The 11,614-nt window shown below is 46.0% G+C and carries 12 protein-coding genes; 11 read left to right on the forward strand and 1 reads right to left on the reverse strand.

The window, feature by feature from the left end; genetic code table 11:
* Together RT018_RS14770 and RT018_RS14775 are read left to right on the forward strand one after the other, a co-directional pair.
* On the forward strand, positions 1 to 938 hold a 938-nt coding region (locus RT018_RS14770; protein ID WP_312943088.1), incomplete at its 5' end, for a type IV secretory system conjugative DNA transfer family protein.
* Between the two features lie 14 nt (positions 939 to 952).
* On the forward strand, positions 953 to 1,207 hold the full coding sequence (locus RT018_RS14775; protein ID WP_312943089.1) for a helix-turn-helix domain-containing protein: 255 nt from the start codon (positions 953 to 955) through the stop codon (positions 1,205 to 1,207).
* A gap of 177 nt (positions 1,208 to 1,384) precedes the next feature.
* Here RT018_RS14775 and RT018_RS14780 read toward each other — a convergent pair whose 3' ends face one another.
* Positions 1,385 to 1,708 (reverse strand): helix-turn-helix transcriptional regulator, encoded by a 324-nt coding sequence (locus RT018_RS14780; protein WP_312943090.1) that lies wholly within the window; start codon positions 1,706 to 1,708, stop codon positions 1,385 to 1,387.
* A gap of 158 nt (positions 1,709 to 1,866) precedes the next feature.
* Here RT018_RS14780 and RT018_RS14785 point away from each other — a divergent pair, with 158 nt between their 5' ends.
* The 9 genes from RT018_RS14785 to RT018_RS14825 all read left to right on the forward strand — a co-directional run bounded on the left by RT018_RS14785 (position 1,867) and on the right by RT018_RS14825 (position 11,550).
* Positions 1,867 to 2,052, forward strand: coding sequence for a DNA-binding protein (locus RT018_RS14785; RefSeq protein ID WP_312943091.1), 186 nt, complete (start codon positions 1,867 to 1,869; stop codon positions 2,050 to 2,052).
* 157 nt (positions 2,053 to 2,209) lie between these two features.
* The gene (gene vanR, locus RT018_RS14790; protein WP_312943092.1) at positions 2,210 to 2,914 is read left to right on the forward strand and encodes a VanR-ABDEGLN family response regulator transcription factor; all 705 of its coding nucleotides are present in this window, start codon (positions 2,210 to 2,212) and stop codon (positions 2,912 to 2,914) included.
* Positions 2,904 to 4,031 (forward strand): HAMP domain-containing sensor histidine kinase, encoded by a 1,128-nt coding sequence (locus RT018_RS14795; RefSeq protein WP_312943093.1) that lies wholly within the window; start codon positions 2,904 to 2,906, stop codon positions 4,029 to 4,031. The genes vanR and RT018_RS14795 overlap by 11 nt, the downstream gene beginning before the upstream one ends.
* 122 nt (positions 4,032 to 4,153) lie before the next feature.
* Positions 4,154 to 5,581, forward strand: coding sequence for a VanZ family protein (locus tag RT018_RS14800; RefSeq protein ID WP_312943094.1), 1,428 nt, complete (start codon positions 4,154 to 4,156; stop codon positions 5,579 to 5,581).
* Between the two features lie 330 nt (positions 5,582 to 5,911).
* On the forward strand, positions 5,912 to 6,748 hold the full coding sequence (gene vanW, locus RT018_RS14805) for a glycopeptide resistance accessory protein VanW (RefSeq protein ID WP_312943095.1): 837 nt from the start codon (positions 5,912 to 5,914) through the stop codon (positions 6,746 to 6,748).
* Positions 6,745 to 7,794 carry a D-alanine--D-serine ligase VanG gene (gene vanG, locus RT018_RS14810; RefSeq protein ID WP_312943096.1) on the forward strand — a complete coding sequence of 350 codons (1,050 nt, stop codon included), beginning with the start codon at positions 6,745 to 6,747 and terminating at the stop codon, positions 7,792 to 7,794. The genes vanW and vanG overlap by 4 nt, the downstream gene beginning before the upstream one ends.
* Positions 7,791 to 8,561 (forward strand): M15 family metallopeptidase, encoded by a 771-nt coding sequence (locus RT018_RS14815; protein WP_312943097.1) that lies wholly within the window; start codon positions 7,791 to 7,793, stop codon positions 8,559 to 8,561. The genes vanG and RT018_RS14815 overlap by 4 nt, the downstream gene beginning before the upstream one ends.
* The gene (vanT, locus tag RT018_RS14820) at positions 8,548 to 10,680 is read left to right on the forward strand and encodes a serine racemase VanT catalytic subunit (RefSeq protein WP_312943098.1); all 2,133 of its coding nucleotides are present in this window, start codon (positions 8,548 to 8,550) and stop codon (positions 10,678 to 10,680) included. Before RT018_RS14815 ends, vanT begins: the two co-directional genes overlap by 14 nt.
* Positions 10,681 to 11,136: 456 nt before the next feature.
* Complete coding sequence (locus RT018_RS14825; protein ID WP_312943099.1) at positions 11,137 to 11,550, forward strand: sigma factor-like helix-turn-helix DNA-binding protein; 414 nt, start codon at positions 11,137 to 11,139, stop codon at positions 11,548 to 11,550.
* The last annotated feature ends 64 nt before the right edge of the window (positions 11,551 to 11,614 follow it).

The following is an 11,614-nucleotide window of genomic DNA, read 5'->3' on the forward strand; positions in this document are numbered from 1 at the left end:
TTGCGGGAGCCGCCCTCAACACAGCAGACCAAGCGATGGCCTCGGTGCTGTCCACAGCGATGTCACGCCTCAATGCCTTTCTGGATTCCGAGATGGAGCAGATTCTGTGTTTTGACAGCTCGTTGGATACGGAAACCTTTTGCAAGGAGAAGTGTGCTATCTTCATCGTGCTGCCGGAGGAAGATAATACAAAATACTTCATGGTGTCCTTGTTCCTCCAGCAGCTCTACCGGGAGATGCTGACCGTGGCCGATGAGTACGGCGGTAAACTCCCCAACCGGGTCATGATTTTCGCCGATGAGATTGGAACCATTCCAAAAATCCAGTCGATGGAGATGATGTTCTCCGCAGGCCGTTCCCGCCGCATCAGCATGATACCCATCATCCAGTCCTTTGCACAGCTTGAGAAAAACTATGGCAAGGAGGGTTCCGCCATCATCATTGATAACTGTCAGGACATTCTGTTCGGCGGCTTTGCGCCTAACTCGGAAAGCGCAGACATACTCTCAAGGGCATTGGGAAACAAAACCGTCATGTCCGGTTCCATCAGCAGAGGAAAGAACGATCCAAGCCAGAGCCTGCAGATGATCCAGCGACCACTCATGACACCGGATGAGCTGAAAACCCTGCCCAAGGGCAATTTTATTCTGGCCAAGACTGGCTGCTGTCCCATGCGCACCAAGCTGCCCCTGTTTCTCAAATGGGGCATCCGATTCGAAAAGCCCTTTGAGGTGGAAGAACGTGCCGCCCGAAAGGTTCATTATGCTGACCGCTTCGAGCTGGAACAGGAAATCCTACAGCGTGGCTGTGCCTATGATGAGGATGACTTTGCTGAATTCCCGGAGCCTCCCGATGATGACCGCAGCGGAGGTGCGCTACACACACCGGTGCAAGAGCATGAGCCAGAGCCTCCTGCTATGCCTCTGCGCACCGATTAGGGGGTGTTCGTGAGTTGAGCTATCTTTCCTCTCTTTATGCTGCGGATGTCCCGCACCGTGCCGTAGTGGTCTACCGATACCTGAAAGACCGGGCAAACAAGGACGGAACCTGTTATCCTACCATCGGTACCATTGCCAAGGACTTGAAGCTGTCCCGCCGCACCGTGCAAAGAGCCATCGCTGACCTTGAAAAGACCGGTTATCTTCAAAAGGAACAGCGCTGGCGGGAAAACGGAGGCAAGAGCAGTCTGCTGTTTACGGTGAAATAAGAAAACACATAAACCTGCCGCCAAGGGAGCAGTGCGTCCTATCGGCGGCATATGGTATGTGTCATCATGGCCTATGCAGTGAACCTGTCACTCTAAGGATTTCTAAACACAGAGAAAGAACAATATTGGGAGTAACTATAAGAAAATCCATCCTCGAAAAAAGAAGATGGATTCTGCTTATCTGGCATCCAATAGCGCCTTGACAGTTGCGGCGGCTATTTTGATTTCCTTTTCGTCGCACATCTGAATCATGTGCAAAAGCTGTTCTTTTTCTCTGTTTGTATGTTGAATTTCAGGATAAAAGATTGTATCGGCTGATATTTTCAAGGTGCGGATGATCTTAAGCAGCACCGGCATTCTTGGGTGTTTGTTTTCATTCTCAATAGCCATTATATATCTTGTTGTGACTCCTACCTGTTCCGCAAGCGCATCCTGTGTCATGCCTGCAGCAATCCGGGCGTCCTTTATGGTCTGGCCGAATAAGTTCAGTAATTCCTCCACTGTTCGTTCACCTCCCATCCCAATTTTACAGTATAGGCATAGGATTGAGAACGAACCAGCAATGACTGTTACTATGAACATATATGTATAAAACAGATTGTTGATTTTATTCGCATTTGCGTATATACTGTGATCAACATACAGGTGGAGGATTTGAAATGCTTGATTATATATCCGTACAGCAGGCTTCTGACAAATGGGAAATCTCCAAGCGGAGAATACAAAAGCTCTGCGAAGAAAACAGGATTGACGGAGCGGTTCACTTCGGTCGTGCGTGGGCGATACCAAAGGGTGCTCCAAAGCCTGTAGACGGCAGACTGAAAGAGAATAGGAAAAAGGATTGATACGATGAAACGATTCTTGGATGAAAGATAAAGATATCCAAGCAAACTGTATTCTTATGAAAATCTTAATAATTTCTCATGCGGTAAATCAGAAATATCGCTGCTGTATTTAGTAAAATAATAAAGTGTCATGTTTTGCCTGAAAGGAGTTGAAATCGTGAGTGATAAAGTTCTCGTTGTTGATGACGAGCATGAAATAGCGGATTTAATAGAAGTATATCTGCAAAATGAAAATTACGAGGTGTTAAAGTTCTATTCTGCAAAGGAAGCTCTTGCCTGCATTGAAACGACGGAAGTTGACCTTGCCATTTTAGATATTATGCTGCCGGACATCAGTGGTTTCACGCTTTGCCAGAAAATACGGGAGCGTCAGTGTACCTATCCCATCATTATGCTGACTGCCAAGGATGAAGAAATTGATAAAATTACCGGCCTTACATTGGGGGCTGACGATTATATCACCAAGCCCTTTCGCCCGCTTGAAGTCGTGGCACGAGTGAAAGCACAACTGCGGCGGTATAAAAAATATAACCCCGGGCATGGGGCAGACACGGAAAAAGATATTATCCTTCATTCCGGCCTTGTAATGAATATCAAAACACATGAGTGTTTCTTAAACGAAGAACCGCTTACCCTGACACCTACGGAATTTTCAATTTTGCATATCCTTTTGGAGAACAAAGGCAATGTTGTAAGTGCGGAGGATTTATTCCATCAAATTTGGAGGGATGAATATTACAGCAAAAGCAACAACACGATCACGGTTCACATTCGTCATCTCCGGGAAAAAATGAACGATACGGTTGAAAATCCAAAATATATTAAAACAATATGGGGGGTTGGCTATAAAATTGAAAGTTAAAAATAAAAAAGAATTTGATTATACCCGTTTGCAAATTAAGGTTTTGTTTACCCTGATTGGCGTAATCGCCGCCTTCCTTTTTGCACTTGCTCTTATGTACTTTTTGCATTGGAACAGCATCGGCGGGAGATGGATTACTCAGGTGGCGGCAGATTTCCTTCAAATGGGTTTTTTCGTGGTACAAAATATGTACCCACCATTTTTCATCTTGTTAGTATTGCTTATCTGTGCAGGGCTTTTTTTCATAATCCGCGCATTTTTGCGTTACGTTGCCAAGCCGCTGTCCGATGTTGAGGAAAGCCTGGGGATGCTTCTCATCGACAATGCGGAGGAAATCCGCCTGCCGGAAGAACTTACTGCTATCACCCAAAGGCTAAACGCTATGAAACAAACTTTGGAACGCCGGAAGTTGGAGGCCCAGTCAGCCGAACAACGAAAAAACGAGCTTGTGATGTACCTTGCCCACGACATTCGTACTCCCCTTACTTCTGTAATAGGATATTTAAGTTTGTTGGAAGAAGTGGAAAATATGCCAGCGGAGCAGAGGAAAAAGTACACGCATATTGCCCTCGACAAATCATACAGGCTGGAAAAAATGATCAATGAATTTTTTGAAATAACCCGATATAATCTACAGCAAATCCAAATAAAAAAAACAGATATTGATCTCTACTACATGTTGGTACAATTAACCGATGAACTGCTGCCCATTTTGTCAAAAAACGGAAATACCGCCATTTTACATGCCGACGAAGAATTCATGATCTATGGCGATTCTGAAAAGCTGGGGCGGGTTTTTACCAATGTTCTAAAGAATGCGGCTGCTTATAGCTACCCGAATACAGAAATTCACATCACAGCTCAAAAAAGTGATGATACCGCAACAATTACATTTCAAAACAAGGGCGATTCCATACCGCCTGAAAAATGCGCTGCTATATTCAAAAAGTTTTATCGTCTTGACGAAGCCCGGACAAGTGATACCGGGGGAGCAGGATTGGGGCTTGCCATTGCGAAAGAGATCATTACTTTGCACGGTGGGTCCATTACTGTGGAAAGTCATGAGCAGATCACTTCTTTTGTTATTACACTTCCGTTGAGTCACACCGTATCTTAGTACTTTCTTAGGAATTTATCAAGGAAGTATTAAAATTGGGGCGATACAGATGGTTTATACTGTAGTTAATAAATTGTGAAGCTTTTGACCTTCAACGACAGTATAAAAACGGAGGATGTTCTATGGACATTATTACAATTTTTCAAGTATTGCTCCGATGGGGTGTATTTGCGCTTGTCGGAGGCCTTTTATTGGCCATTACCATTTTTGTGGGCTACATGATCTATAAAAAGGCGTTTCATGGCAAAAGGAGCATGTCAAAAGCACAGGGGATGATCCTGTTTCTTTTGTCCTGTTGGTTGCTGCTGGTACTGGGACTGACTACCTTAAGCCGTGGCGCAAACTTTACCGGCAGTTTCAATATTGACTTTTTCAGCGCCTACATCAACGCATGGAATAAGTGGTCGATCAGCGAATTGCAGCTTATTATCTTCAATATGCTGATGTTTACGCCGTTGGGATTTTTATTGCCGCTTTTCTGGAAGAAAGCAGAGAAGTTCAAGGTAATTCTTTTCATGTCTGTCGGGCTGACAGTCTGTATTGAAATCGTACAATTATTGACGGGAACAGGGATATTCGAACTTGATGATTTATTCCACAACTGCATTGGAAGCCTGTTTGGATATTTTTGTATCATGGCAGTGCTTTCCGTTATCAGGGAAAAGCGCATTCGTTTGGCTCCCATTGGCAAAGTGCTGATATTCCCATGTGTCATTGGAATGATCATCGGCGCCGTGTCTTTGGTTTATGCGCGGCAGCCTTACGGAAACATGCCCATTCTTCCTGCGGTAAAGCAGGATATGTCAAGGACTCAGATTACCACTGACCTCTCCTTAGCAGATCAACCGGCCACGGCCTCCCTATACAAAAACACCTATACGGAGGATCAGGATTATATAGAACGAATGGCAGCTCAGATTTCCGAATCGGAAGAGGTTACCTTCGCCGGTATTCAACGACGTGAAGGCGAAAACCGTGTTTACACGGGCAAAAGTCCCACCAGTGAGGAGGTTCAGCTCAACTTCTTTTTTAGGACAGGACAGTGGCGCTACACAACATGGCATGATACCGCCAAGTTGACGGCGGAAGCAGCAAAGAACCGTGGGGCCTTTTATAAAAACTGGCTAAAGGAAAGTGGGCTGCTCCCCGATACTGCTGTTTTTACATTACAAAACAACGATACTCTTCGATGGGACGTACCAGAAAAGGACAACCTGTCAACTGCCAAAACCGCATTTACATCCGGCTCTGTCCTCATGCAGTTTGACAGCAATTTGGAGCTTGCGTCCATGGATTATGGAATCAGCTGGAATGAATATGTAACAACAGAAGAAATTATTTCTCCCAAAGCGGCCTTTGAACAGGTTGAAGATGGAAACTTTGAACAATATGTCCCCTTCCGGCAAGGAGATACCCTGTGGGTAAAAGAATGTAAGCTCGCTTATGTTTACGATACCAAAGGATTTTATCAGCCTGTTTATCGATTTACCGGATATATCAACAATCAGGATAATTCATGGGATTGTCAGATCCCTGCTTTGGCAAGATAGCACTTGATGTTTTTGGATTTCCCAAGACGGATAGAGAGGCGCATATTTAGCTGTTATCTGGTTTGTATCCATCTTCATTAGGAAATGATATGAATCAGTTACATCGCATTACGGCCATACCTCACGCAGGTGAAACAATTGAAACGTAAAGTAAGGAGAATGCATTGCTTTTACGGTGTCCTTACCTGCTGATAATTAGGAAAATATTAATTTGACATTAGGATTTTCTTAGGAATTAAACAATTCAATATTAAAATACGGCCTGTCCGCTTTTGATAGCATAGTCTTATCAAAGCAGACAGGCTTTTGTTATGTAGGAAGGATTTAAACATGCCAAGAAAACGTGTTACACAAATATTTCCATGGTTGCTGCCGCTGAGAATTTGGCAGCGTCGGTTTTGCTTCTATACGAGGATGTACTTGGACGGGAACCAATATGCCGAAGTCAAGGCTGACCCCCCGCTGCCATATCAGCTTTTTAAAACAAGCTGCCCTCTATATAACCGGGAAACCGGCTTTGATATGGTGTATCAGGAAAATAAGGTTTTCAACCTGAAACTGGCCGCAGCCACTTTAGACCGAGTGGTTATCAGGCCAGATGAAACATTCTCTTTCTGGAAACTGGTTCGATATGCGGACAGGAACATTCCGTATAAGGATGGTCTGACCGTAATTGACGGGAAACTCACAACGGCCTCCGGCGGCGGCATGTGTCAAATGAGCAATCTGCTCTTTTGGATGTTTCTTCATACATCTCTTACCATTGTGGAACGGCATGGACATGGTGTAAAGGATTTCCCTGAATCGCCCAGCGATGCGCCGATGGGCGTGGATGCGACCGTATCAGAGGGCTGGCTCTATCTGAAGGTCAAAAACGACACAGAGATATCGTTTCAGATCAGCATTTCATTCGATGAAGATCACATTATCGGACGCCTGCTAACCGATCAGGACAACGGACGATTTTACGAGGTCGTAAATGGGGAGCCAGTGTATTACCACAGAAGCAACAAGGTTTTTGAAGAAGTGGATGTGAAGCAAAAGACGATTCTGGCAGCGACCGGGGACTGTACCTCCGAAAAGCTGCTTTACCGAAATAAATGTGAAATCGGCTATCCGCTTTCTGATGGAACGGATGTTATTGAGAAAGGATCAAAAGAAAAATGAAAAGATTAAATATTGCTATCTTATTTGGGGGCTGTTCTCCCGAATATAGTGTGTCGCTTCAATCGGCCTACTCTGTGATTAAGCATATAGACACCTATAAGTTCATGCCTATCCTGATCGGAATTTCATCAAAGGGAAATTGGTATCGGTTTGATGGGGACATTGAAAAAATTGCTTCAGACACCTGGTGCAATCCATCTGACTGTCTGCCAGCGGCCATTTCGCCTGACCGCGAAACGCATACCCTGTTGGTGTTTCATCCTGACAAAGTTGTAAAACTTCCGATTGACGCCGCATTTCCTGTTCTGCATGGAAAAAACGGCGAGGACGGAACGATTCAGGGCTTATTTGAAATGGCGGGAACCCCGCTTGTTGGCTGCGGCACACTGGCCTCGGCTCTCTGCATGGACAAAGACCGTGCGCACAAGCTGGCACATGCAGCCGGTGTGCAGATTCCAGCCTCCTTTATTTTAAAAAAGAATATGGATGCGGGAATCGCTCTGGCACAGGCTAAGAGTCTCGGATATCCTCTGTTTGTAAAGCCGGTCAGGGCTGGTTCCTCCTATGGCATTACGAAAGTGATTGACCGGCACGATCTTCCCGCAGCCATCAAACTGGCTTTTGAATACGATGATGAAATCATCATAGAAGAAAGCATCACAGGATTTGAAGTCGGCTGCGCCGTCATGGGCAATGAGAATCTGACAGTCGGAGAGGTCGATGAAATCGAGTTATCGGACGGCTTCTTCAATTTCACGGAAAAGTATACGCTGAAAACCGCGGCCATTCACATCCCGGCACGAATCCTCAAAGAAAAAGAGGAGGAAATCAAGCAGACTGCCAAGACGATTTATCAGGCGCTGGGCTGTCGTGGCTTTGCGCGTGTGGACTTGTTCCTGAACGCTGACGGCAAGGTCATTTTCAATGAAGTCAATACGGTCCCCGGCTTCACCTCTCACAGCCGGTATCCCAACATGATGAAAGCCGTCGGCATTTCCTTTGAACAGGTCATTTCCCGCGTGATTGAATTGGCGGTGAGCGCATGAAAGTGCTTGCAATGCCGCAAAAGTCTGTCCATGCAGGCAACCTGATTTTGGTCAACGATCAGTATCCCTACTGTTCGGGAAATGTGGAAAGTTCCCTTGTTCCAGTTCATTCAAACAGCAAGGTTCTGATGGAACGCAGAGCTGCCGTTTTGCTTTCCAAACTCATGAGCAGTATTGAGGGCTGGGAGGAAATCAGCGCGGTGAGCGGTTGGCGTTCCATGGGAGAACAGCAGAAAATTTATGACCAGTCCCTGCGGGATAGCGGAGTTGCGTTTACAGAGAAATTTGTAGCGAGGCCGAATCACAGTGAGCATCAGACCGGTCTTGCCATTGACCTGGGGCTTCGTAAACAGGAGATAGACTTCATCCGGCCGGATTTTCCCTATTCCGGCATCTGTCAGACTTTTCGTGAAAAAGCTGTGGCCTACGGCTTTATTGAACGCTATCCAAAGGGGAAAGAGGCTATCACCGGAATTGCGCACGAACCTTGGCATTTTCGTTATATTGGAACGCCGCATGCGGCCATTATGATGGAGCTTGACCTGACACTGGAAGAATACCATACTTTTCTAAATCAGTATCCCCACGGAGAGAATTGTTTTTTATACCGGGCGGGAAATCAAAATATTGCAGTTTCCTATATAAAGGCCGCAGCTGGAGCGGACACTGAATTTGAAATCGAGGATAACATTCCATACTCGGTATCCGGCAATAACGCAGACGGGTTTGTTTTGACCGAGTGGAGGAATGGAAATGACAAAGGATAAGCAATATGGAGGGTTGGATGTATTCAAACTCATTGCGGCCTTGCTGGTCATTTGCGTCCATACCTCGCCGCTGACTATATTCAGCGCAAACGCGGATTTTTTTCTGACCCGGATTGTCGCCCGGATCGCCGTGCCATTTTTCCTGATGGTATCGGGCTTTTTCATCCTGCCGCAATACCTGTTTGCAGGGAGCCGTGACACCCGGCCGCTCGTGCGGTTTCTCAAAAAGACCGCGTTTCTGTATGCATTGGCAATTGTGATTTACCTGCCGGTCAATTTCTATGCCGGCCAGTTCAAGGGGCTTGACACAGCGAATGTGATTCGTATGGTCCTTTTCGACGGTACATTCTACCACCTGTGGTATCTGCCGGCGGTTATCTTGGGAGATATGATCGTATTTCTGTTGAGCCGGAAACTGCCGCCCAAGGTGGTTATGGCCGTCAGCCTGCTATTGTACGGCATTGGTCTGATGGGCGACAGCTATTTCGGCGCAATTTCCGGTGTACCGGTTCTGTCCACGGCCTATGACGCTATGTTTCATGTGTTTTCCTATACACGGAACGGACTGTTCTACGCGCCTGTTTTTCTGGCAATGGGCGCATGGCTTGGACATTCCTCACGGATTCGCAATGTGAAAATAAGTGCAGCTGGTTTTGCACTTTCCATGGTACTGATGACCGCAGAAGGATTTTTCCTTCATCATCTTGGTTGGCAGCGCCACGACAGCATGTACCTTACCCTGCTTCCTTGCATGTACTTTCTTTATCAGCTTTTAATAGCGTGGGAGCAAAAACCGGAACCGTCATTCCGGATCATTTCAACATGGATTTATCTTAGCCATCCCCTTTTTATCGTGGTTGTGAGGGGAATGGCAAAAGCAACCGGGCTTGTAGGTGTGCTGGTGCAAAACAGTTTGATTCATTATCTTGCTGTATCAGCACTGTCCATCCTGTTTGCGGTGTTGGTAGCTAAATTGCCAATATTCAAAAAGAAAAAAGCATTTCAGAGGGGGCGGGCTTGGATTGAGCTTGACCGCACCGCACTGCGTCATAACGTGAAGGCCCTTCGCGCCTTGCTTCCTAATGGCTGTGAACTGATGCCCGCCGTCAAGACAAATGCCTACGGGCATGGTGCGGTTCTGATATCACGAGAACTGAACCGGCTGGGCGTCAATGCTCTCTGTGTCGCAACCGTTCGGGAAGGGGTCGAGCTACGCAAAAACAGCATTACCGGAACGATTTTGGTTTTGGGCTATACCCATCCGAAAGATTTCTCACTTCTGCGTCGATATCACCTGACGCAGACCGTGCTTGATTTTTCTTATGCCAAGGTTCTTGACCGATATGGGAAAAAGATTTTGGTGCATGTCAAAATTGATACAGGGATGCACCGTTTGGGAGAGCGCAGCGAAAAGATAGAGGAAATCAGCAAAATTTTTGAGTGCCGAAACCTGAACATTGAGGGCATTTTCACACATCTGTGCGTAGCGGATGAAACTTCCTCTGAAAGCATAGCGTTTACCCATGCTCAGGCAAAAGCCTTTTATGATGTGGTTGCAGAGCTTCATCAGCGCGGATTTGCATGTCCTAAAAAACACATCGTCAGCAGCGACGGCCTTCTGTACTATCCGGAGCTGGCTGAAAACTATGCAAGGGTCGGAATCGCACTTTATGGAGTGCTTAGCACCCGCGCCGACATGGAACGCTGCGGCATTTCATTAGAGCCGGTTTTGACCATAAAGGCGCGGATTGCCTTAGTGAAGGATTTGTTTCAGGGGGAAGCCGCCGGTTACGGATTGCAATTTGTCGCTCCACAAAACATCAAGATAGCGGTTGTAGCAATCGGATACGGCGATGGCATCCCGCGTTCCCTGTCCTGCGGCGTAGGGAGTGTTTTGGTTCACGGCATTAAAGCTCCTATTATTGGCCGTATCTGTATGGATCAAATGCTGGTGGATATCTCCAACATTCCGAACGTCAACGTTGGAGATGTCGCCGTGATTATTGGTCAGTCCGGAGATGAAAAAATAACCGCCTGTGATATTGCTGAGCAGGCAGGAACCATTACTAACGAGGTATTGAGCCGTTTAGGACAACGGTTGGAAATGCTATTAATTTAGTATTTAGAAGAGTCTATTTTGCAAGTATATATATTTATATCAGAATCAAAGAGAGATACCTGCCAAACAAAAAAAACGGTGCTTTGGCGGGACTTTCCCCATGCTCAAATATATTTCATCATCCCTCCAAACCCGTGAAAAGTTTGGGGGGATTTTTTATGTGTTGGTCTCAACAGACCACACCGCTGCGCATCTGCTGCAGCGACATTGAGCAATCTGCATAACCGATACATACATAGGTAATTTGTTAAAAAAAGCCTGTGTTCTTCAGCGGATAACTATACGCACCAACACGAACCAGTAGTACATGTTAAGCGTGAAATAGCATATAAGAGCGTACCAACGGACGTCCACGGGTGCGCTCTTTTTTTGTTCTTCAGAATCATTCTCCGGTGCCGGTCACCGCCTCTTGTCCTTCGTTTTCAATCACATTTTGAAAATTTGGAGGACAAGCATATGTCAGAGAATAAAAAATATACCATTGTTATAAAACGGCAGCGTGTGGAGGTCAGCGAAGCCATCTACCGTGCCTATCATAAAGAACGTGAAGCGGAACGTTATCAAAATAAGCTGATTCGCCAGAGTGAATTGTCATTGGAGCGGTTCCAAGATGACGGTGTCAATGTTGATTACCTTATTGTCCGTGTTCAACCAGACATCGTGGACGAGCTCATTCATCAGGAACAGATGGAGGCACTGTGGCTTGCTCTTCAATCCTTACCGGAGGATGAACGGTTCCTCATTGACGAACTGTTTTTCAATGGCAAAAGCGAGCGGGAGCTTTCGGCAATAATTTCTGCACCGCAAAAGACCATTAACGACAGGAAAAAAAGAATCCTGCTTAAACTACGCAAATTGATAGAAAATTAACCCGCTCAACCCCCTCACTTTTTCCTTTATAGAAGTGAGGGGGATTTTCTATCTCTCTCGTGTT

This window comes from Oscillibacter sp., from assembly GCF_032060045.1.
In the GTDB taxonomy this organism is placed as follows: Bacteria; Bacillota; Clostridia; order Oscillospirales; family Oscillospiraceae; genus Oscillibacter.

Excerpts from the sequence above, each read along its gene's own strand:
- RT018_RS14815 (WP_312943097.1), top strand. The coding sequence starts at position 7,791 with ATGAAAGTGCTTGCAATGCCGCAAAAGTCTGTCCATGCAGGCAACCTG.
- vanG (WP_312943096.1), top strand. The coding sequence starts at position 6,745 with ATGAAAAGATTAAATATTGCTATCTTATTTGGGGGCTGTTCTCCCGAA.
- vanW (WP_312943095.1), top strand. The coding sequence starts at position 5,912 with ATGCCAAGAAAACGTGTTACACAAATATTTCCATGGTTGCTGCCGCTG.
- RT018_RS14800 (WP_312943094.1), top strand. The coding sequence starts at position 4,154 with ATGGACATTATTACAATTTTTCAAGTATTGCTCCGATGGGGTGTATTT.
- RT018_RS14785 (WP_312943091.1), top strand. The coding sequence starts at position 1,867 with ATGCTTGATTATATATCCGTACAGCAGGCTTCTGACAAATGGGAAATC.
- RT018_RS14825 (WP_312943099.1), top strand. The coding sequence starts at position 11,137 with ATGTCAGAGAATAAAAAATATACCATTGTTATAAAACGGCAGCGTGTG.
- vanT (WP_312943098.1), top strand. The coding sequence starts at position 8,548 with ATGACAAAGGATAAGCAATATGGAGGGTTGGATGTATTCAAACTCATT.